Source organism: Herbiconiux sp. 11R-BC, assembly GCF_049472555.1.
Taxonomy (GTDB): Bacteria; Actinomycetota; Actinomycetes; order Actinomycetales; family Microbacteriaceae; genus Herbiconiux.
Map to the genome: position 1 here is coordinate 187857 of NZ_JBCEBO010000006.1, position 21454 is coordinate 209310.

The following is a 21454-nucleotide window of genomic DNA, read 5'->3' on the forward strand; positions in this document are numbered from 1 at the left end:
CCTCCCCGAAAGGTCGCCGCCGTATGGCTCGTCGCTACAACTCGAATCCCGTCTCCAACGCCATGGCGTGGCTGGGCGGCGCCCGGCTCGATGTGCTGCAGGATGCCGCGGGGGACCGGGCGCGTTTCGTCGCGATGGGTGGCGTCATCCTGAGCACCGCCCTGCTCTCGGCGGTGTCGGCGGCGTTCGCGCTGAAGATGGCGGTGGGGGCGCCTCTCGCGGTGGCCGTGATCGTGGGCGTGTTCTGGGGTGCGATCATCCTGAACCTCGACCGGCTGCTGATCATCGGCATGGCCAAGCAGAAGGGCGTGGCGCGCAACATCGCGCTCGCGCTGCCGCGCGTGGTGCTCGCGTTGATCATCGGCACGGTCATCTCGACGCCGCTGACGCTGCAGATCTTCTCGGCCGAGATCAACTCGGAGATCCAGGTGATGCAGGCCGAGCAGAAGGCGGCGTTCGAGGAGCGGATGGCGGCCGACCCGCGGTTCGCGGCGATCCCCTCGCTTGAGGAGTCCATCGCCTCCAACCAGGCGATCGTCGACAAAGGGCTGCAGACCGACCTGTCGTCCGACCCGAACTACGCGGCGGCCGTGGCGGCGACGGCGGATGCGCAAAAGGCGTTCGACGCGGCGCAGACCGCCTATCTCGCCGAGATCGACGGCACCGGAGGCACCGGCGTTCGGGGTGACGGGGCGGTGACCGCCTCGAAGCTCGCGGCCATGCAGGCCGCGCAGACCCGGCTCACCGCGGCCCAGGCCGCCGAGCAGGCGGCGCAGACCGCGGCGCAGTCGAACCTCCAGTCATCGGCTCAGAGCCGGCTCGACGCCGCGAAGGCGCAGCTGGCCACCGACCAGGCCTCGCTCGCGACCGCACAGAACGAGCGCGCCACCGAGCAGGCGAACTACGACAGCGCCGTCAACAACAGCGCGGGGCTGCTGTCACGGCTCTCGGCGCTGTTCCGCCTGGGGGAGGCGAACCCGCTGCTGAACGTGGCGCACATCATGATCGCAGCGCTGTTCGTGTGCATCGAGCTGCTGCCGGTGATCGTGAAGGTGCTCGCGAACCTCGGAACCCCCACGGCCTACGACCGCCTGGTCGACGTGCGCGAGGACAGCGAGGTGTCGGGCGGCGAGATCTGGGCCGCCGAGCGTTCGCGCGCGATCGCGGTCGAAGCCGGCGTGCAGGTCTCGGTGGCCGAGGACCGCGCGGTGCAGCAGGTGGAGTTCGGCAAGCGCGTGAACCAGGCCGTGCTGGAGCAGCAGGAGGCCGTGATCTCGCGGGCGCTCGAGGTGTGGGGCGGCTACGCGGGCGCGCGGGCGGCGGCGCGCATGGACGAGTGGGAGCGGTCGCTCGAGGCGGCGGACGCCGACGGCGTGGCCACGGGCGCCGACGGCGTGGCCGCGGATGCCGCGGTCGCCGGTGCCGATCGCGCTGGTGCCGCCGCTGGGCCGTTCGCCCCGGTGCCGCGCCCGGTGGCCGGCCCGTTCGACGCGACCGAGGTGCTGCACCTCGGCGGCGTTCAGGATGCCACCGACACGCGTGACCTGACGGCCGACCTCGCGGCGCTCGGCTTCGACACCGACGACGAGGCCACCTCCGCCGGAACGGACGGCGCCGCGTCGGCGCCGACGCGCCCGCAGCCGCGCGTGCCGGCGAAGCCCGTGCCGCGGAACGCCGACCGCGCCGCCTTCCTGCGCCGCGCCGGACTCCCCGACGAGCTCTAGCCGCGAGCGCCGGCGGTCGGGGTCAGCGGCGCTTCTTGGCGCCGGTGGTCGGCGGGCGCTGCCGCAGGGTGACGGTCAGGCACAGGATGCCGCCGGCCAGCGCCGCGAGCGCCGAGAGGCCGAGGGGCGGGAACTCGGGCCAGTCGTCGGGCATGTCGGAGGTGGCCCAGACGAAGAGCCAGATGGTGGAGACGGCGGCGGATTTTCCGAGCCACCAGATGACGTCACGCAGAAGTCCGGGCGGGGCCCGGCGGGAGCGCCGTCGCACCGCTGCGGCCACGCTGAGCAGGCCCAGCGCGAGGGCTAGCGAGCCCAGCGTCACCGTCAGGGCGAGGGGGAGGGCGCCGGTGACGGTGTGCAGCGTGAAGGCTGCGGCATCCGGGCCCGCGACGGTGCCGGCGGGGAAGTCGAGCATCGCGCCGACGTCGTCGACGGTGAGGTCGAAGGGGTAGCCGCCGTCGCCGTCGCTGCGGAGGTCGAGGCGGTAGGTGGTCGTGCCGGCCGAGCTCGTGACCTCGTCGGTGGTGCCGGAGGGGTCGGAGGTGATGGTGGTGCCGGAAGCCGATGCGCTGCCGTCCGCGGCGGCGGCGTCGGTCGCGGCATACGCGCCGAAGGGCACGACCGAGTCCTCCCACTGGCGCACGTTCTCGCTCGACTCCGTGTCGAGCGTGATCCAGCCGGCCGCGAGCGACGGCGCCAGGTCGTCGGGCACGGTCAGGGAGATGGCGCGCGGCGACGCCGCGGGCTCGTCGCGCCACACGGGGGCGTTGTCCCACCCCTCGAGCAGGCTCACCCAGCGCAGGCGGTCGACCGGTCCCGAAGCGCCGACGGCCGAGGCCGCTGCCGCCGAGGCGCCGGATGCCGGGGCCGCCACCATCGGCGAGTCCACCGTGTACGCGATGTCGAGCTCGTGCCGGCCGCTCAGCACCCGCGAGAACGCGGTGGTGAGCAGTACGGTGTCGCCCTCGCGCGCGGTGGTGTAGCGCGCATCCGTGCCGTCGAGGGTCACCGCGGTGACGTGCAGTCCCAGCTCCTGGCCGTCGAGGCGGGTCGGCCACTGGCGGGTGAACTGCGGAACCTCGGCGGTGGACTCGGTTCCGAAGTCGACGGCGAGGTGCTCGGTGGCCGTGAGCGTCGCGTGCCGCCCGCCGTCGACGGTGAGCGTGGCGGCGGCCTCGAACGACCCGACCCGGTTGAAGTAGGTGCCGGGCAGATCACCGGAGTTCGAGCTGTAGTCGGGCGAGCGCGGATACGGGTTCGGCAGCAGCGCCGCCGCGGTCACCGTCGCGGCGAGCAGCGCGACCGCGAGGATGCGCACCAGGATGCGCGGGGTGCTCAGGAAGCCGGGGGCGCGCCATCCTTTGGCCGCGTCGGGGTCGCCCAGCTCGGCCTCGAGCAGCGCGAGCGTGCGGCGGCCCGCTTCGCGCGGCTCGACCGTGAGAACCGCGTAGGGGAGCACAGCATCGCCCGCCGTCGCCCGCTCCAGCAGCGAGGTGCGGTCGGCGTACACGGCGATGCCCGTGAGGTGCTGCTTCACGAGCGCCCCGCGCCGGGTCAGCGGCCGTGCCGACAGGGCGATCACGAGCACCACCAGGGCGATGAGCGACGAGGCGAGAACGAACGCCGCCGGCCACCACACCACGGCGAGCTTCGCCTGGTGCGAAAGCTGGCGCACGAGTCCCCACTGCACGATCGTGAGGGCGATGGGCGCGGCGATGAAGGCGTCGCGCACGAACCCGCTCGGCACACGGCGGAACCCGGAACGGAACTGGCCCCGCCGTTCGGGGGCGACGAGGTAGGCAAGTCGTGCGCGGACGCGGTCGCCGAGGCGCCCGGTGCGGTTGGCGGCCCGGGCGGCTGCGCGCAGGCGGTCGGCGCGCGAGGGTCTCGCCGACCCGGCCTTGGCGCTCGCGGCAGCGCCTGCGGTGCCGATCTCGCCGAGCGCCCCCGCCAGCTCCAGGGTTCTCGGGGTGCGCAGCAGCTGCGCGGCCATGCGCGGGCTCACGCCATCCGGGGCCGAGTACTCCGCGGTGAACCACGGCCGCCCGCGCGCGTCGCTCCACGCGACCGCGCGCGCGGCGAGGGCGAACAGCAGGGTGAGCGCCAGGAACACGAGGGGCAGCAGCGGCCCGAACGTCTGCAGCAGGAAAAGCGGCGTGGGCGGCGGCATCGTGAACGTGCCCGGCTGGAACACCAGGGAGAACCGCGCCGAGGCGTGCGGCGGGATGTTCTGGTCGTTCGTGAACCCGTAGCTCACCATGCCGGGCGGGGCACCCGGCTGGGGCTCGAGCCACTCGCCGGCCGACACGATGGCCCAGGAGATCGAGCCCCGGGGCTGCCGCACGAGCGCGGCGTCGAGGTCGTCGGGCAGGGTGACGGTCACGTCGAGCGCGGCGAACGCCTGCGGCCAGGAGGGCCCGAAGACGTCCCAGGCGAGCAGGTCGATCGGGTCGCCGGCGCTCAGCCGGTCGCTGGTCGAGTAGGCGAGGTCGTGCATCCGGTAGCGCACGACGAACTCGTGATCGCCGTCGAGCCGCGCCGCATCGGGGGCGGTGAGCGTGAGGGTCAGCTGGTCGGCGCTCTCGGAGCGCTGCACCGCGGCGGGCTCGCCGTCCAGGGTCACGGCGATGTCGGAGGGGGAGAGGGCGTGGCCTTGGTACTGCGTGGGCAGCACCCTCACGATGCCGTTCTCGTCGACGTCGTCGGGGAAGAAGGCGCCGATCGTCTCGACCACCTCGGCCTCCAGGCGCCCGTCGGCGGTGCGGCCGAGGGTGTAGTCGACGTCGAAGTCGCGGGCGATCCAGGTGTCGGTGGCGTGCGAGGCGGAGTCGGTGATGTCGTCGAGGGTCATCGGCGGGTTGATGACGGGGCCGAACAGCAGGATGCCGCCCGCCAGAGCCACCACTCCCCAGAAGCCCCAGAGCCCGGCGCGCAGCCGCGTGCCGCCGTGCGAGCGCAACCAGGCCTCGAGCGCGAGCAGCCATCGGGAGAGCAACGACCACAGCGGAGTGTGCTTCGGGCGCGGGTCGGCGATGCGTTCGTCGCCCGCTGAATCCCCCGTCACGATCTCGATCCTATGTCGACAGCCGTCGAGCGGCCCGTCCTGCCGGGGGCCTGCCCGGCCGCGTCGCTTGCGCCGACCACGCTCCTGGGTCAGACTGCAGAGATGAGCAATCATCGACAAAAACCGGATGCGGTGACCGCGCGGTGAAGGAAGCGACGTTCACGAGCTTTCTGCGCACGCCACGGGTCGTGGCGGCGCTCGCCGAGCAGGGGGGTGTGCTCATCACGCGGCGGGATGCGGCCGACCTCGTGCTCCTGCGTGCGAGCGACCTCGAGAACCGGCAGGCGGGCATCGCGCTCGTGGCTCAGCTGGTGCGCGCGGTGCTGCGGTCGCGAGACATGGCCGCGGCGTTGCGGGAGCTGTTCGCGTGGACGTCCCTGCTGAACGACGGCGAGCTCACCGCGTGCGCGTGCGAGCTCGAGAAGCAGTTCTGGGCCGCCGCCGAACTGGGGGAGTATGACGCGCTGCTCGTCGTCGTCGCGGGGTGGCGCTCGACGGCGAGATCGCGCGCCTCCGGTGTCTCTCTGGGCGTCTGACTGCCTGATCGGCGGCGGCTGTGCATCCGCTGAAGGCCACTCTGTATGGGGTCGCCGGACTATATCGTTGAGTATCGTTCGCGGTACGTCAAGGAGGTTGTCATGGGTGGATCATTCACGGCCGGTGGGTTCGGCAGCGGCGGCATCGACGCCGAGGGCATCTGGCAGGCGATGGAGCAGTTCCGGGCCAAGTTCGAGAAGCGCGTCGGCAGCCGCATGGGCCGCGGTGACGTGCGGGCCGCGGTGCTCGCCCTGCTCGCCGAGGAGCCGATGCACGGCTACCAGATCATCCACGAGATCGAGGAGCGCAGCGGCGGCGTCTGGAAGCCCAGCGCCGGCTCGGTCTACCCCACCCTGCAGCTCCTCGCCGACGAGGGACTCATCGCGGCCGAGGAGTCCAACGGCCGCAAGACCTACGCGCTGACCGAGGCCGGACGCGCCGAGGTCGCGAGTTCGGGCGCCACGGCGCCGTGGGCATCCGACGACGCCGCCGGCAGCGACTCCGGCGCCGGTGCAGGGCCCTTCGGCGGCAAAGGCCCGTTCGACAAGGCCCACGGCGCACTGCCCAAGGCCGGCTTCGAGCTCGCCCAGGCCGCCGCCCAGGTGGGCCGCACCGGCACGCCCGAGCAGGTCGAGGCCGCCGTCGCAGAGCTCGAGGATGCGCGCCGCCGGCTCTACGCGATCCTCGCCCAGAACTGACCCGGGTGGCATCCGTCCAACCCGGCGGCGGCGAACCCGACGCATCCGGGTCGCCCGCCGCGGGCATGAGCGCGCTCGCCCGCGCGCGCTACCGGCGCATCCTGCGGTTCGCCGGCTGGAACCTCGCCGTGACCTGGTGGTACGAACTCGTGCTGCCGCGCATCGGGCTCAATCGCATCACCGAACGCACCCGGGCGCGGCGCATGCAGCGCTTCGCCCGGCGCTTCCACGTGCTCGCCGTGGAGCTCGGCGGCCTCATGATCAAGGTCGGCCAGTTCATGTCGTCGCGCCTCGACGTGCTGCCGCCCGAGATCACGAAGGAGCTCGAGGGGCTGCAGGACGAGGTGCCCCCGGTGCCCTTCGCCGAGATCCGCGCGCTCGCCGAGGCCGAGCTGGGCATGCCGCTCGCGCGGGCTTTCGCGTGGGTGGACGAGCATCCGGTGGCCGCCGCCTCGCTCGGGCAGGCGCATCGCGCCCGGCTGGCACCGAACGACGCCGCCGACACCGGGCTCGAGGCCGTGGTGCTGAAGGTGCAGCGCCCTGGCATCGACCAGATCGTCGAGGTCGACCTCGCGGCCCTCCGCCGCGTCGGCGGGTGGCTCAGCCATGTGCGGCTCGTGTACTCGCGTGTCGACGCGCCCGCGCTCGTGGAGGAGTTCGCGCTCACCAGCCTCGAGGAGATCGACTACCTGCACGAGGCCGCGAGCTCGGTGCGCTTCGCCGCCGACTTCGCCGACGACCCGCGCGTGGGCGTGCCCGAGATCGTGTGGGAGCGCACCACCCGGCGCGTGCTCACGCTCGAAGACGTGACGGCCATCAAGATCACGGATGCCGACGCCCTGCGCGCGGCCGGCATCGACCCCGCCTCGGTGGCGCCGGTGTTCGCCGCCGTCATGTTCGACCAGCTCTTCACGAACGGCTTCTTCCACGCCGATCCGCACCCCGGCAACATCTTCGTGACGCCGCTGCCGGCGGGCGCGTCGCCGGCCGGTGCCGGCGAGCCGGGCGCGGTTCCGGATGCGGCGGGCGCGCGCCCCTGGAAGCTCACCTTCATCGACTTCGGCATGATGGGCGAGGTCGGGGCCGCCACCCGCGGTGGCCTGCGCAAGATGCTCATCGCCGCCGCGTCGCGCGACGGCAAGGGGCTCGTGGCCGCCGCGCAGGAGCTCGGCGTGCTGCTGCAGACCGCCGAGACCGCCGAGCTGGAGCGGGCGCTCACGCAGCTGTTCGCGCGCTTCGGCGGCATGGGCTTCGCCGAGCTGCGGGAGGTCGATCCGCGGGAGTTCCGCGACTTCGGCGAGCAGTTCGGGCACGTGGTGCGGTCGCTGCCGTTCCAGCTGCCCGAGAACTTCCTGCTCATCATCCGCGCGATGTCGCTCACCTCGGGGGTGTGCAGCGCGCTCGACCCGGGCTTCAACCTCTGGAACTCGGTCGAGCCCTATGCCCAGCAGTTGATCCGCGACGAGGGCGGCAATGTCGTGCAGGACCTCGGCAAGCAGGCGCTCGAGAACCTCGGCATCGCCTGGCGACTGCCCAAGCGGCTGGATGCGCTGGTCACCCGGGTCGACGAGGGCTCGCTCGCCGTCACGAGCCCGGCGCTCGAGCGGCGCGTGGCGCGGCTCGAGCGGTCGATCGGCCGGGTGGTGTCTGCGCTGCTGTTCGGGGCGCTGCTCGTGGCGGGAGCCGTGCTGCACGCCTCCGACGCCGTGTTCGGCACGGTGCTCATGATCGCGTCGGCGCTGCCGCTGCTGCACGCGCTGTTCTCGGGGCGCCGCGCGCGCTGAGCGGAGCCGGCCGCGGGCTCAGGCTGCGGCGGCAGCCGTGAGCTCGTCGAGTTCGAGGTCGAGGAGTGCGAGGTCGTCGGCGAGCTCGGCGACGTCGATGAGGCGCCGGTCGAAACGGTGCGTCGTGGAGTAGAGCGCCAGCCGCGCGCGGGCAGCGGCGGCCGGGTGCGAGCGGGCGACACCGTCGATGCGGGCGTGCAGCGCGCGGCGGCGCTGGAGGAGTTCGCGGGTCCAGAGCGTGTTCTGGTCGGCCATGAGGCGTCCTTTCAGATCGGCGGTCGGGCCCGCGGTCGGTGGTCTTCGGCGACGGATGCCGCTGGGTCGACGCTAGGCGGCGCGCGCGGTTCGCGGCCAAATGTGTCGGCGCGGCTGTCATCGTGTTGCGTCGTGTGACGATCGGGTTCCCCGCCGCCGATCGGGCGAGGCGCATCCGGTGTTCGTGCCGTCCTCGGCCGGGACGACGCGGGCCGGGGACGACGCGGGCCGGGGACGACGCGGGCCGGGGACGACGCGGGCCGGGGACGACGCGGGCCGGGKACGACGCGGGCCGGGGACGACGCGGGCCGGGGACGACGCGGGCCGGGGACGACGGAGTTCGTCGACGATTTCGGATCGGCACTCCGTCGTCTTCGTGGGGGCGGGCGCGAGTCCGTCGTCTGCGTCGGGCGCGGCGGCGCAGGGGCGCCGGATGCGGGACGATAGAGGGATGACCGCAACACTCGTCGCCAAAGGGCTCGCCGGAGGCCACGACCACCGCACCCTGTTCAGTGAACTCGACCTCGTGGTGGCTCCGGGCGACGTCGTGGGCGTCGTCGGGGCCAACGGCGCGGGCAAGTCGACGCTGTTGCGCATCCTGGCCGGCATCGATGCGCCGCAGGAGGGCAGCGTGAGCCTCGCGCCTGCTGACGCCTTCATCGGCTGGCTGCCGCAGGAGCACGAACGGGTGCCGGGCGAGACCGTGGCCGAGTATGTGGGGCGTCGCACGGGGACCGCCGCCGCGACGGCGGAGATGGATGCAGCGGCCGCGGGCCTCGCCGGGACCGAGCCCCGCGCATCCGGAGCCCCCGACCCCGCCGACGTGTATTCCAGCGCGCTCGAGCGCTGGCTGGCGAGTGGTGCCGCCGACCTCGAGGATCGGCTGCCCGTGGTGCTCGCCGAACTCGGGCTCGCTCTGGATGCGGGGGCGCTGATGACGTCGCTCTCCGGCGGCCAGACCGCCCGCGTGGGGCTCGCCGCGCTGCTGCTCTCGCGCTTCGACATCGTGCTGCTCGACGAGCCCACCAACGACCTCGATCTCGACGGGCTCGCGCGGCTCGAGGCGTTCATCCGGGGCCTGCGCGGTGGCGTGGTGCTCGTGAGCCACGACCGCGAGTTCCTCGCGACGGCCGTCACGAAGGTGCTCGAGCTCGACCTCGCGCAGCACTCCAACCGCGTCTACGGCGGCGGCTACGACGCCTATCTTGAGGAGCGCGAGACGGCCAAGCGGCACGCCCGCGAGGAGTACGACGAGTTCGCCGACAAGAAGGCCGACCTCGTGGCGCGCGCCCGCACCCAGCGGGAGTGGTCGAGCCAGGGTGTGCGCAACGCGATGAAGAAGGCGCCCGACAACGACAAGATCCGGCGCAAGGCCTCGGCCGAGTCGAGCGAGAAGCAGGCGCAGAAGGTGCGCCAGATGGAGAGCCGCATCGCCCGCCTCGACGAGGTGGAGGAGCCGCGCAAGGAGTGGCGGCTGCAGTTCACGATCGGATCCGCGCCGCGCTCGTCATCGGTGGTGTCGACGCTGTCGGGGGCCGTGGTGCGCCAGGGCGCGTTCACCCTCGGCCCGGTGTCGCTGCAGGTCGACGCGGGCGACCGTGTCGGCATCACCGGTCCCAACGGCGCCGGCAAGTCGACGCTGCTCCGTCTGCTGCTCGGCCGCACGACACCGGACGACGGGCTCGCGAGCCTCGGAGCCTCCGTCGCCATCGGCGAGATCGACCAGGCCCGGGCCGTGCTCGCCGGCACGGAGTCGCTCGCCACCGCCTTCGAGGCCCAGGTTCCCGACTGGCCGATCGCCGAGGTGCGCACCCTGCTCGCCAAGTTCGGCCTCAAGGCCGATCACGTCAATCGGCCCGTCGACGAGCTCTCGCCGGGCGAGCGCACGCGCGCCGGTCTCGCACTGCTGCAGGCTCGTGGCGTGAACCTGCTCGTTCTCGACGAGCCCACCAACCACCTCGACCTCGTGGCCATCGAGCAGCTCGAAGAGGCCCTCGAGTCGTACACCGGCACCCTGCTGCTCGTCACCCACGACCGGCGGATGCTCGACACCGTTCGGCTGAACCGCCACTGGCGCGTGGAGGCCGGGCAGGTCACCGAGAGCTGAGGCGGCGCGGGGGCGCGATCCGCCTCGCGTCTCGCGGCTTACGTTTCGCCTCCCGCGTGCCGCGGGGAATCCCGTCGAACCGGTGCCGATCACGCCGGGGTCTGCGAGGATCTGGTGATGAGCTCCTCACCGCCGCCCGCGTTCCCGCCCGTTCCTCCGGTGCCGCCGCAGTTCCCGCCGCCCGGTCCGGCGGCGTCGGGCGTCGCCGGACCGAATGGCTGGGGGCTCGCCGCCCTCATCGTGGGCGCCGTCGCGTTCGTGGGTGCGTTCATCCCCTTCGTGAACTACGCGATGCCGGTGCTCGCGGTGGTGGGCATGGTGCTCGGCATCGTCGCGCTCGTGCTGCGCGGCCGCCGCAAGGGCTCGGCGATCGCGGGCCTCGTGCTCAGCGGCGTCGCGCTCGTGCTCTCGATCGTGCTGGCGATCGTCTACACCGTCGTGTTCTTCGGGCACCTGGTCAGCAGCGCGCAGAATGCCGTTCCGCTCGACGGCACACCGGTTGCGCTCGTCTACCAGGTCGACGGCACCGGCTCCGAGGTGGACATCAGCTACGCCGCCTACGACAGCGGGTACTCCGTGACGCGGCAGGAGACCGCGCAGTCCTTGCCTTTCGAGAAGGACTACTCGGTGTCGCTCGGCGGCGCCGCCACCTACGACACCTACACGATCACCGCCGTCAACGGCGCCTCGGGCGGCGACGTGACGTGCCGCATCCTGCTCGACGGCCAGGTGCTGATCGAGCAGACGAGCACCGGCGCGTACGCCACGGCGAGCTGCACGGCGAGCGCGACGCAGCTGCTCGGCTGACTCCGCAACGGCGGCGGGACGGCGACAGCGGCCCCGCCGACCGAGGAGGCCGGATGCTCAGGATGCGCGCGCGGGGTCGATCTGCTCGTCGACCACCAGGGTGATCACGACCGCCGTGCGAGGAATCCCGAGCGCCAACGCGACGTACTCCTGCGCCATCAGCTCCGCTTCGACGAGCCAGCGGGCTTGCGTGAGCCCCCTGAGCTGCGGGATGGCGATCATCCACCAGCCCTCCTCGAGCGTTACCCGTGCGGCGTAGCTCATCGATCGTCGTCGAGGCTCAGGGCGGCGGGCAGCCTGCGGTAGACGCCCTGACTGATGACGTCGTGCCCGTCGGGGAGGGTGAAGGTGGTGCCGTGGGGCCCGCGCCAGCTCGAGTGCGAGCCCTCGGTCGAGATCCGCACCCAACCGCGGCGCTCGAGCATGCCGATCACGGCATGAACCGGGTGCTCGCCGAGACCGAGGTCGTCGTGCGAGGCAGGCATGCTGTCATGATTCGGGTGCATCGGTTGCTTCCGATATGAGTAGTTGCTGCTCAGCCACTGCTCAGCGCGGCGCAACGGAGGAGAATCGGGGGTGACGAGTGCACTACGTCGACATGACCCGCGATTTTCCTCCGTTACGCCGCTGCCGTGCCGCCACCGTGCTGTCGCCGCGTGAGCAGGGAACTCACGGCTGGCGGTGGCACACTCTGACGCGGAGAACCCTGCCCGACGCGCGCACCCCGAGGAGCTTCCACGCCTGACTTTCCCACGATCCTGACCACGTGGCAGCTGAACCCGGTCGGTGTCGCCGCCATCGTGCTCGCCGCGCTCGGGTATGCGGCCGGGATGCTCGCCATCCGGCGCCGGGGCGGGCACTGGCCGCTGCGCCCCGCGCTCGGCTTCTTCGTGCTCGGGCTCGGGTCGTACGCAGTGATCGAGTTCGGCTTCCTCGGCGTGTACAGCGAGGAGCTGCGGTTCGCGTTCACCACGCGCATCGCCCTGCTGCTGTTCGCCGTGCCGGGTCTGCTCGCCACGGGCAAGCCGGTGGGACTGCTCCGGGCCGCTCTCAGCGGGCGGGCGCTCGCGGTCGTGAACCGCATCCTGGCGTCGAAGGTCTTCGGGGTGATGGGCAACGCGGTGTTCGGGCCGGTGTTCGCACTCGCCGCATTCTCGGTGTTCCTCACGCCGCTGTCGGGGGTTCTGCGCGCTTCGCCGGTGGCGCAGGATGCGCTCGGCGTGCTGGTTCCCGTCGTCGGCCTGATCATGGTGCTGCCGCTCACCGAGCTCGTCGTGGCGCGCACGGGGCTGTTCATCGCCGCCGAGTTCCTGCTCGCCTTCGTGGAGCTCGTGCTCGACGCCGTGCCGGGCATCGTGCTGCGGCTGAACGACGCCATCCTCGACCACGCGGCGCCGGTGACCGCCGCCGTGCCGTGGTGGTTCCCGAGCCCGATCCGCGATCAGCAGCTCTCGGGCGACCTGCTCTGGTTCATCGCAGAGATCGCGGACATCCCCATCTTGATCCTGCTGTTCATCCGCTGGTCCAAGCACGACCGGGGCGAGAGCAAGAAGGTCGACGAGCTCAGCGACGAGGAGCTCGAGGCACTCACCCAGGCGCACCTCCGCGCCGGCGGGCGGCACGACGGGAGCTGAGCATCCCCGCCGGCGTCCCCGAACGGGGGCTCCCGGCCCACGACGCCTGTCGAATATCGTCGGCATGACCCCGACGACGACAGGACCCGATCACGAAGCTCCTTGCCGCCCTGGCAGTACCTGCACTGCTCTGCGCCGCGCTCGTCGCGGCGACGCCGGCGAACGCGGCTCCTGCACCTGCCGAAGCCTCCCCGCTGGTCGGCGCCTCGACCTCGCGCTACAGCGGCGCCGACCGCTACGAGGTGGCGGTGAACATCGCCCACGAGTGGCCGGCGGGCGTTCCCGTGGTCTACATCGCGAAGGGCACCGACTACCCGGATGCGCTCAGCGCCGGCCCCGCGGCGGCGAAGGAGGGCGGGCCGCTGCTGCTGATCCTGCCCGACCAGGTTCCGGATGCGGTCGCAGCCGAGCTGGGCCGGCTCGCCCCAGCGAAGGTCGTGATCGTCGGGGGCACCAATTCCGTCAGCACGGGCGCCGAGCAGGCGATCCGATCGATCGTTCCCCACGCCGACGTCGAGCGCATCGGTGGGGCCGACCGTTACGAAGCCTCGCGCAACCTCGTACTGCACGCCTTCGGCCAGAGCGGCGTGACACGCCTCTACGTTGCGACGGGGGCGAACTTCCCCGACGCCCTCTCCGCGAGCGCCGCCGCCGGCGCGCTCGGAGGGGCGGTGCTGCTGGTGAACGGTGGCGCATCCGGGCTCGACGACGCCGTGCCGCCCGTGGTCGCGCAGCTGCATCCTCAGCGGGCCATCGTCGCCGGCGGCCCCAACTCGGTCTCCGAGAGCGTGAAGAACGCGCTGGGCGGGCTCGTGTCGACGACCCGCATCGGCGGAGCCGACCGCTATGAGGCCTCAGCGAACATCAACGCCGACGCCTTCCCCTCGGCCAGCCGCGTGTTCCTCGCCACGGGCACGAAATTCGCCGACGCGCTCGCCGGCGGCGTGCTCGCGGGCACGCTCGCCGCGCCACTGTTCGTGGCGCCCGGGAACTGTGTGACGCAGGCGACGGCCGATCGGGTGAACGCCTACGGGAACACGCAGCGCATCATCCTGGGCGGGCCCAACTCGGTGTCGGATGCGGCCGCGTCGATGGACGTCTGCCCGCCGCCGCCCCCTTCCGCGCCGCCGGCGCCGCCGACCCAGCCGCAGCAGCCTGCGAAACCCGCCGACAAGGACTGTAAGGATTTCCCGAACTATGCGGCCGCCAAGGCCTGGTACGACACCTACTTCCCGTACTACCGCGACATCGCGAAGCTCGACGGCGACAACGACGGCATCCCCTGCGAGTCGCTCCCGGGTGCACCGAAGTAGGCAGCGCGCGGCCCACGGGCCCGTCTCCTCAGTCGAAGACCTCGAACTCGAGACCGTGGGTGAGGCGGCGGATCGCGCTCTCGGCGTCGTAGTCGGGGTCTTCTTCGATCAGGCCCTCCAGCAGCACGGTGACGAGCAGCGAGGCCAGGGACTGCTCGGAGTCGGCCTTGTCGCCGAAGCCGGCCGAGAGGAGGCCGGGAACGCTCCTCCGCACGATTCCGAGACCCTCGACGACGGCGGCGAGGGAGAGGGCGAACGCCTGATGGTTCTGCCGGAGGCGAGGACTGAGCCGGAAGCCGATCAGGCCCAGCAGGTTCTCGTAGAAGGGAGCCATGTGGGCCAGGAAATCTTCTTCGGATCGCCGGAGCTCGGCGGTCAGCGTCGAGCTCAGCTCGTCGGTCTCGGCGACCGAGACGGAGCAGGCGACGTAGTTGCGCCAGGCCATCGAGGTCGTGACGTTCTCGAAGTTGTGCTGCGCGACGAGGTCGACCAGCCGCCGCAGCACCTCGCGGCGGCCCTCGCCCGTGGCGAGCGCCGCCGCCTGCGACGAGAGGTAGTGCCAGGTCGAGACGAGGGTCTCGTCGTCGGCCCGCCCGGTGAGCCCTTCGCGCGCGAGCGACAGGAGGATCTCACCGCGCATCGCATCGGAGCTCGGCCAGAGCGAGCGGAGCCCATGGACGGGGAGCTGCAGGTTCGCGGCGACCTTCGACAGCAGGTCGGGGCGGATGCTCACGGTCACCCCGGTGCTGTTGAGCACGGTCACCGCCTCGCTCAGCACCGACTCCCGGCACACGATGGCGAGCGCGTCGCCCTCGATGTCGGCGCCGTCGCGGCCGGCCGTGTCGAAGGCGCGCGGGAGGGAGAGGTCATCGGCGAAGGCCTCGAGCTCGTCGCGCAGCCGCCGGTCGAGATGCACCTTGGCGGTGAGGAACATCCGGGCCCGGTCGAACGCCCCCTCGATCGCACCGGCGTCGCCTCCCCGCTCGAGCTGCGCGAGCTCGGCGCAGGCGAGCTCGGCTCGCCGGGTGGCGTCGCGGTGGTCTTCGATGAGGATCTGGCGTTCCGGATCGAGATCGGCCTCCCAGGCCGCGACCGCAGCGCAGGTGGCTTCCAGGTCGGCCGACCGTAGAACGGCGGGGAAGGCCGTGCCCGAGCGCGACCAGGCGACCTCGTACCACTGCCATCTGCTCGTGGGGTTCTGCTGCGGGTCGTCCGGGTCGGCGTCGAAGTCGCCGGAGAAATCGGTGGTGGTGGCGATCAGGGCCAGCAGCCCCGATTCGTCGGAGATCACCCGCATCGGCTCGCTGTACCCGTTCGACGGATAGAAGCCCACGATGTCGGGCGTCGGCAGCTGGGACACCGATGATCCTCTCCGAGCAGGAGCCAGGGCCCTGGTCGGATCGATCGTTTCAGCTGCTGATGCGCAGTGGTATGAGCAATCGCTGCTCAGTCGGCGGGGGAGTCGGCCCAGGCGATGAACGCGTCGAAGGCGGCCTGTGCGGACTTCTGCTCGTCGAAGTCGGGAGCAGGCAGCGCTGCAGGGGTGGCATCGGGCGCCGGATGCGTCGACCAGGCGCCGGCCGGGGTGCGCTCGATGGTGGCGCGGAACGCTCCGCCCGGCTTGTCGTGGATCGCGAAGGCGTGCATGTCGGTCTGGGACATCTTGTAGTTGCCGTCCATCGCTGGTCTCCGCATCGTCGTGACACTGCGGAGGCTACCGCCACGAGATGCGGTTCACCTGGGCGGGAGGGCGCGCCTCACCGTGGCGACAGGCGCGCCGCCTCCTCCGCGCTCAGCGGGCTCGTCCGCTGCCCGCGCAGGAGCAGGAAGAGCCGCGCCGTCTCCTCCAGCTCTTCGAGGGCGTCCAGCGCCGTCGTCAGCGACGTGCCGCTCACCACCGGTCCGTGATTCCTCAGCAGCACGGCCAGATGGTCGCGGGCCACCTTCTCGGCGAGCGGCTCGAGGGTCTCGTCGCCCGGGGCGTGATAAGGCAGGAGCGGCAGCCGGCCGATGCGCATCGCGAAGTAGGCCGTGAGCGGGGGCAGCGCGTCGTCGGGATCGACGTCGGCGAGGCACGACACCGCGGCCGCGTGGGTCGAGTGGGTGTGCACGACCGCTCCGGCCCGGGGCCGGGCACGGAAGAACGCCGCGTGCAGGAAGGCCTCCTTCGATGGCCGGGCGCCGCTCAGGTGCTGCCCGTCGAGGTCGATCACCGACAGCTCGTCGGCCTCGACCGTTCCGAGACTGCTCCCCGTGGGTGTCACGAGGATGCGGTCGTCGAGGCGCACGCTGATGTTGCCGGTGCTCCCGTGCGTGAGCGAACGCGCGAACAACGACCGCGCCGCCGACACGATCCCGTCACGAGCTGCAGCTTCGGCATCGCCCGTCACGACCGCGCCTCCGCATCGGCCGCCGCTGCGTCAAGCGCGCCGGCACCCGTGGCCGGCGGCGCTGCGGAGAGCGGTGACTCGATCGCCTGCGAGAGCAGCTCGACCTCACCGAAGTTCCCCGACTTGAGAAGCAGAGCCACCGGATCGGGCCCGGTGCTGTAGATCCACGGCACCCCGGGCGCCGCCTCCTCGCCGATGACGCCGCCGTCCACCTCGAGCGCCGACACCACGGCCCCGGAGGTCTCGCCCCCGGCCACCACGATGCGCCGCACCCCGCGCCGGACCAGTCCGCGGGCCACGAGACCCATGGCGGTCTCGAGCAGGTCCGACGCCTGCTCGGTCCCGAGGGCTGCCTGCACCTCGGCGAGTTCTCGCGGAGGCAACGACGAGTACACCAAGGGCGCCACCGCGGCATCCTGCCGGTCGTACCAGCGCAGGGCCTCCTCGGCCAGCGTGCCGGCATCCGCGGAGCTCAGTGCGTCGAGCCGGAACGACGGATGCGCCGCGGCCATGTGCGCCACCTGCTGCAGGGTGCGCGCCGAGCAGCTGCCCGCCAGCACGGCGCCCGGGCCGGCGTCGCGCAGCCTGCCGGGCCCCCTGTCGCCGACGACGGCGACCGGCTGCACCGCACCGAGCCGCGCGGCACGCGCCGCACCCAGCCCGCCGGCCAGCCCCGCCGCCCCGGTGACGAGGAGCTCGTCGGCGCAGGCGGCGCCGATTTCGCGGAGGTCGCCGTCGGTGATCGCGTCGACCACCACGTAGTGCAGTTCGTCGCTCGGCCCTCTCTCGTCGAGCAGCGAGCGGATGCGGGCGCGCCCGCGCCGCACGTCCCGCTCGTCGATCAGCGACACCGGCGCCGCCGTCTGCGCCGCGAGCACCCGGGGGATGAAGGAGTCCGTCATCGGCGTGAGCGGATGGTGGCGCATCGGCGACTCCGAGAGCAGCTGCCGGTCGACGAAGAGATGACCCAGGTACTGCGTGCGCAGGTGCTCCGGTGAGCTGGGCGCCACCACGACCCGCGACGCTCCCAGGAAGCCGGCCAGCGCGTCCGCCACCGGACCGATGTTGCCCTCGGGGCGGGAATCGAAGGTGGAGCAGTACTTGAAGTAGAACTGGCCGACGCCGCGGTTCTTCAACCAGGAGGCGGAGGCGAGCGACATCCGCACCGCCTCGGCGGGAGCGATGGTGCGGCTCTTCAGGGCCACCACGACGGCATCGTGCTCGGGCAGCTCGACGTGGTCGGAGGGTTCCCCGAACAGCAGCACCGTGCGCAGCCCGGCGCGCCGGAAGGCCACCGCGACATCGGTTCCTCCGGTGTAGTCGTCGGCGATGGCTCCGATCACGGCGCCTCCCCGTTCCGGTCGCGGCCGCCGGCGGTCGCGGTCGCGCCGGCGTCGATCTGCTCGCGCAGCGCGATCGCCGCGCGAACCGGGGTGGTCAGAACCGGCACGCCGATGCGCTCGGCCAGAGCGGCGCCGGCGGGCGAGAGCGAGTACTGCCCGAGCAGCACGGCATCGAACCGGGTGCCGCCGCCGGCGGCCGAGCGGTAGGCGCCGGCGAGGATGTCGACCAGCGCCGCCGCGTCTCCGGCGGCCGCGGCGGCGGGGGAGCCCTCCGCCACGGCGCCGGTGATGTCGAGCTCGATGCCGGCGGATGCTGCGGCCGCCGTGAGCCGCTCCAGCGAGTCGGCCAGCGGCCCGGCCGCCGGCGAGATCAGCAGCACCGAGCGAAGCCCCGAGCCCAGCACGGCCCCGAACGCCGCGTCGTCGGAGGCGAGCAGCGGCACCGCGGTCTGCGGCACCAGATCGTGCACCACGTCGCCGTAGCGGGAACAGGTCACGAGGATGCCGTCCGCGCCCTCGGCGACGGCGTGGCGCACGAGCCGGGCCATCCGTTCGGCGAGCTCCGGCGTCAGCCCGCCCCGCTCGGTCACCTCGTCGAGGAGGCGGTCGTCGAGGAGGTTCCAGACCCGGGCTGCCGGGAACTCCCCGGCCAGCGCGGCCACGGCGGGCGGGATGGCCGTCGGCACCGCGCTGATCAGTGCGACGAGAGGGCGGTCGGCGGCCGAGATGGTCATGAGGTTCCTTGTCTGCTGGAGGGTGCGGGGACGGGGAGGGCGCGGGTCGTCAGCTCGACGGCGGGCCGCTCACGACGAGCTGACCGGTGATGATCGACACGACGATGAGGATGATGAAGATGCCGAGCGCCCACTTGCCGGCCGAGCGCTGCCACCTGCCGAGGTCCTGCCTGGTCATGTTGAGGAGCAGGTAGATGAAAGCCGTGAGGGGGCTCAGCATGTGGAAGGCCTGGCCCATGAGTGAGGCGTAGCCGATCTGGAACTCGGTGAATCCGTAGGCCTCGCCGGCAGTGGCGAGCACGGGCAGCACACCGTAGAAGAAGCCGTCGTTCGAGAGGAAGAATCCGCCGGGAGCCGAGATCAGGGTGGTGATGAGCGGCCACTGCGAGGCGAGCGACGCCGGGATGACGTCGACCATGCTCTGCGCCACCGCGTTCGACATCCCGCTGTTCGAGAACAGGCCGAGGAACACGCCCGCACCGATCACCATGATGACCGTCTGCAGCACGTCGGGCGAGATCGAGTCGATGAACGCCTTGAGCTTGTCGATCTTCGGGAAGTTGATCAGGAACGCCAGCAGCGTGCCGACGAGGAAGATGAACACGGGAGCGAACACGCCGAGGATGAGGAGCGTCAGTGCGGCGATGGTCAGCACCCAGTTGACGATCATGACGACCCGGTTCTTCTTGATCGTCAGCACCGCCACGCCGCCGTCGCCGGGAGGCGCCGCGCCGCCGGGGCCGCCGCCGGCGCTGCCGCCGAGATTGCCGTCGGCTTCGCCGGTCTGGTCGTAGGCGGCCATCATCCGGTCGATCTCGTCGTCGGAGAGCTCGATGATGCCGAGCCGGCGGCGCTCGCGGAGGCCGATGATCACGCAGACCACGAGCACGAACAGGATCGAGGCGATCATGCCCGGCGCGAGGGCGCGCAGCATCTCATTCGGGTCGATGTCGGGCATCACGGCGAGAACACGGGCGGTGGGCCCGCTCCAGGGCAGCAGGTTCAGGATCGTGTTCATCAGGATGAGCACGACGGCCAGGTCGAGCAGCCGCATGCCGAGCCGCTGGTAGATCGGGATGAGGGCGGTGCAGACGATGAGGGTGGTGGTGGTGCCGTCGCCCGACAGGGAGACGGTCGCCGAGATGATGCCGGTGCCCACCATCACCTTGAGCGGGTCGCCCTTGGCGAGCTTGAGGATGGCCTTGGTGACGGGGTCGAACAGGCCGACGTGCAGCATCACCGAGAAGAAGGCGATGGCGAACAGCAGCAGGAAGGCGGTGGCCGAGGTGGTCACCATACCGTCCTTCGCCCAGTCGCCCATCGCCTGGAGCTGGTCGAGCACCGAGACGTCGGCGGCGGGCTTCTCGAGCTCTTCGGCGACGGTGTTCGTGAAGACGCCGAGGAACACGCCCAGGACGGTGAAGGCCACCGGGATGAACGCGAGCCCGACGAACGGGTGGATCTTGCGGGCCATGATCAGCGCCATGAAGACGATGATCATGGTCCAGGCCAATGCAGTGATCATGTGGTGCCACGCTCCTTTACGTAGTACTGCGGTCTTGGTGCTGAGAGGTCAGCGGAGAAAGGTCTGGTCCTGCTGCTCGCGGAGCCGCCACAACAGCGAGTCCGCGGGGCGTTCGACCATGTCGTAGGTGATGAGGGTTCCGGCGGCGATGTCGACGGCTGCACGATTGGCCGTCAGGAGGTGGGCCGAGGCCGGGTTGCCCGAGGCGATCGGGGCCGCCGGCACGATGCGTGCGGTGAGCTGCGGGCTGTGGTCGTTGCCGAAGGCCTCTCCCGCGGCGATGTCGCGGGCCGCGACCTTCACCAGGTCGAACCGCGGCCGGTAGTCCTCGCTGCCGGTGTTGAGGCCGAGGAGCCCGGCCACGAGCAACGAGGTCGACGTCTCGACGCCGCACAGGTGGTAGGGGCGGTAGATGACCGTCGCGGTACCGTCGGCGTTCGCGATCTGGCCCTTCGTCGTCATGATGTGGTTGGAGTAGGCGTTGTCCGCCCGCACCACGATGAAGACGCCTCCGCCGAGGCCCGACTCCTCCGGGGCCCGGAAGCAGGTGGCGAGGTCGATCGTGCCGTCGCTCTCGATCACGCCGCCGTCGGCCACGGGGGCGTAGGCGATCGGGATCTCCGTGATGCGCAGCGGGGCGTGCAGGAGGGTGTCCACCTGCGGCGCGTAGCCGGTGTAGTTGGCGGCGATCGCCATCTCGCAGAGGTCGTACGACCCGGGCTGGGGCAGCCCGGCGAGGATGCGCGCGCGCTCGGCGACGTATTCGGGTGCGTGCCCCTCGGGGATCATCCCGAGGTACTTCGCGTCGGCGGGGGCGACCGGGATCGTCTCCTGGTACGGAGGGTGGATCGTCTTGTCGGTGTGGATGGTGACCGTGGCGGCATCCGCGTCGTAGACGAACTCGCCGTCGGTGGCCTTTCCCGCGCTGATGACGCTGAGACCGATCGACTTGGCCCACTCGACCAGCTGCACGAGAAGACCGTGCTGGTCGCCGTCGACGGGGGTGTACACCACGCCCTTCTCGTCGGCGAGGCGTCGCAGGATCGGGCCGACCGTCACATCGAGGTCCTTCGTGACCACCGCGACGTGCTTGCCGGCCTCGATGGCGTCGTGCGCGTAGCGGGCGCCGGCTTCGGGAACGCCGGTGCTCTCGCACACCAGGTCGACCGAGCCGATGGCCGCGACGATCTCGCCCCGATCGGTGTAGACGCGTTTGCCGGCGGCGATGGCCGACTCCGCCTCCTCCGCCGTGGCGGCGAACACGAGGGCGTCATCGGGATGCCCGGCCTTGCGGAGCGCCTCCCGCGCGTTCTCGACGTTGACGTCGGCCACCACGGTCACCCGGAGGTACGGCGTCTGCGGCTCTTGCGTCACGATCGCCGTGGCGTACTGCCCGGCGCCGATCACGGCCACCCGCACTTCGTCGCGGCTGCGGAACTTCTCGAACATCTGCTGGTAGATCACAGGCGGATTCCTCGCTGCAAGCGCATGGCTCTCTCCTTTGAGTGGAACGGGACCGGGGGAGGATGTGGACGCGTC

19 protein-coding genes are annotated in these 21454 nt (G+C 71.7%); 8 read left to right on the forward strand and 11 right to left on the reverse strand.

Going from position 1 to position 21454, the window contains the following annotated elements; genetic code table 11:
- Positions 1 to 23 precede the first annotated feature (23 nt).
- Positions 24 to 1724, forward strand: a complete 1701-nt coding sequence (locus tag VD659_RS15110; protein ID WP_423261897.1) for a DUF4407 domain-containing protein — start codon at positions 24 to 26, stop codon at positions 1722 to 1724.
- A gap of 22 nt (positions 1725 to 1746) precedes the next feature.
- On the opposite strand, the gene VD659_RS15115 is transcribed toward VD659_RS15110, so the two are convergent.
- Complete coding sequence (locus tag VD659_RS15115) at positions 1747 to 4788, reverse strand: DUF2207 domain-containing protein (protein WP_423261898.1); 3042 nt, start codon at positions 4786 to 4788, stop codon at positions 1747 to 1749.
- 143 nt (positions 4789 to 4931) lie between these two features.
- Here VD659_RS15115 and VD659_RS15120 point away from each other — a divergent pair, with 143 nt between their 5' ends.
- The 3 genes from VD659_RS15120 to VD659_RS15130 all read left to right on the forward strand — a co-directional run bounded on the left by VD659_RS15120 (position 4932) and on the right by VD659_RS15130 (position 7807).
- On the forward strand, positions 4932 to 5324 hold the full coding sequence (locus tag VD659_RS15120; RefSeq protein WP_423261899.1) for a hypothetical protein: 393 nt from the start codon (positions 4932 to 4934) through the stop codon (positions 5322 to 5324).
- A gap of 102 nt (positions 5325 to 5426) precedes the next feature.
- The gene (locus tag VD659_RS15125) at positions 5427 to 6023 is read left to right on the forward strand and encodes a PadR family transcriptional regulator (protein WP_423261900.1); all 597 of its coding nucleotides are present in this window, start codon (positions 5427 to 5429) and stop codon (positions 6021 to 6023) included.
- Positions 6024 to 6088: 65 nt separating this feature from the next.
- Positions 6089 to 7807: an ABC1 kinase family protein gene (locus VD659_RS15130; protein WP_423261944.1), complete on the forward strand. Its 1719-nt coding sequence runs from the start codon at positions 6089 to 6091 to the stop codon at positions 7805 to 7807.
- Between the two features lie 18 nt (positions 7808 to 7825).
- Here the strand turns inward: VD659_RS15130 and VD659_RS15135 are convergent, their stop codons facing one another.
- Entirely contained in the window at positions 7826 to 8062 is a 237-nt protein-coding gene (locus VD659_RS15135) for a hypothetical protein (protein ID WP_423261901.1), read from the reverse strand.
- A 451-nt stretch (positions 8063 to 8513) separates the two neighbouring features.
- On the opposite strand from VD659_RS15135, the gene VD659_RS15140 reads away from it, so the two are divergent.
- A complete protein-coding gene (locus tag VD659_RS15140; protein WP_423261902.1) occupies positions 8514 to 10169 on the forward strand; it encodes an ABC-F family ATP-binding cassette domain-containing protein in 1656 nt (551 codons plus the stop codon).
- 117 nt (positions 10170 to 10286) lie between these two features.
- Positions 10287 to 10976 carry an MmpS family transport accessory protein gene (locus tag VD659_RS15145; RefSeq protein WP_423261903.1) on the forward strand — a complete coding sequence of 230 codons (690 nt, stop codon included), beginning with the start codon at positions 10287 to 10289 and terminating at the stop codon, positions 10974 to 10976.
- A gap of 57 nt (positions 10977 to 11033) precedes the next feature.
- Here the strand turns inward: VD659_RS15145 and VD659_RS15150 are convergent, their stop codons facing one another.
- Both VD659_RS15150 and VD659_RS15155 read right to left on the reverse strand, forming a co-directional pair.
- Entirely contained in the window at positions 11034 to 11240 is a 207-nt protein-coding gene (locus VD659_RS15150) for a hypothetical protein (RefSeq protein ID WP_423261904.1), read from the reverse strand.
- Positions 11237 to 11461 carry a hypothetical protein gene (locus VD659_RS15155; protein WP_423261905.1) on the reverse strand — a complete coding sequence of 75 codons (225 nt, stop codon included), beginning with the start codon at positions 11459 to 11461 and terminating at the stop codon, positions 11237 to 11239. Before VD659_RS15155 ends, VD659_RS15150 begins: the two co-directional genes overlap by 4 nt.
- A 315-nt stretch (positions 11462 to 11776) precedes the next feature.
- Here VD659_RS15155 and VD659_RS15160 point away from each other — a divergent pair, with 315 nt between their 5' ends.
- Positions 11777 to 12610, forward strand: coding sequence for a cytochrome c oxidase assembly protein (locus tag VD659_RS15160; protein WP_423261906.1), 834 nt, complete (start codon positions 11777 to 11779; stop codon positions 12608 to 12610).
- Between the two features lie 194 nt (positions 12611 to 12804).
- Positions 12805 to 13923 (forward strand): cell wall-binding repeat-containing protein, encoded by a 1119-nt coding sequence (locus tag VD659_RS15165; protein WP_423261945.1) that lies wholly within the window; start codon positions 12805 to 12807, stop codon positions 13921 to 13923.
- Between the two features lie 28 nt (positions 13924 to 13951).
- Here the strand turns inward: VD659_RS15165 and VD659_RS15170 are convergent, their stop codons facing one another.
- The 7 genes from VD659_RS15170 to VD659_RS15200 form a co-directional block, all read right to left on the reverse strand.
- Positions 13952 to 15283 carry a hypothetical protein gene (locus VD659_RS15170; protein ID WP_423261907.1) on the reverse strand — a complete coding sequence of 444 codons (1332 nt, stop codon included), beginning with the start codon at positions 15281 to 15283 and terminating at the stop codon, positions 13952 to 13954.
- 86 nt (positions 15284 to 15369) lie between these two features.
- On the reverse strand, positions 15370 to 15618 hold the full coding sequence (locus VD659_RS15175; protein WP_423261908.1) for a hypothetical protein: 249 nt from the start codon (positions 15616 to 15618) through the stop codon (positions 15370 to 15372).
- Between the two features lie 62 nt (positions 15619 to 15680).
- Entirely contained in the window at positions 15681 to 16313 is a 633-nt protein-coding gene (gene otnC, locus VD659_RS15180; RefSeq protein WP_423261909.1) for a 3-oxo-tetronate 4-phosphate decarboxylase, read from the reverse strand.
- Entirely contained in the window at positions 16310 to 17656 is a 1347-nt protein-coding gene (gene otnK, locus VD659_RS15185; RefSeq protein WP_423261910.1) for a 3-oxo-tetronate kinase, read from the reverse strand. The genes otnC and otnK overlap by 4 nt, the downstream gene beginning before the upstream one ends.
- Positions 17653 to 18390, reverse strand: a complete 738-nt coding sequence (locus VD659_RS15190; protein WP_423261911.1) for an aspartate/glutamate racemase family protein — start codon at positions 18388 to 18390, stop codon at positions 17653 to 17655. Before VD659_RS15190 ends, otnK begins: the two co-directional genes overlap by 4 nt.
- 49 nt (positions 18391 to 18439) lie before the next feature.
- Complete coding sequence (locus VD659_RS15195; protein ID WP_423261912.1) at positions 18440 to 19915, reverse strand: CitMHS family transporter; 1476 nt, start codon at positions 19913 to 19915, stop codon at positions 18440 to 18442.
- A gap of 48 nt (positions 19916 to 19963) precedes the next feature.
- The gene (locus VD659_RS15200) at positions 19964 to 21379 is read right to left on the reverse strand and encodes an NAD(P)H-dependent oxidoreductase (RefSeq protein ID WP_423261913.1); all 1416 of its coding nucleotides are present in this window, start codon (positions 21377 to 21379) and stop codon (positions 19964 to 19966) included.
- Between the last annotated feature and the right edge of the window lie 75 nt (positions 21380 to 21454).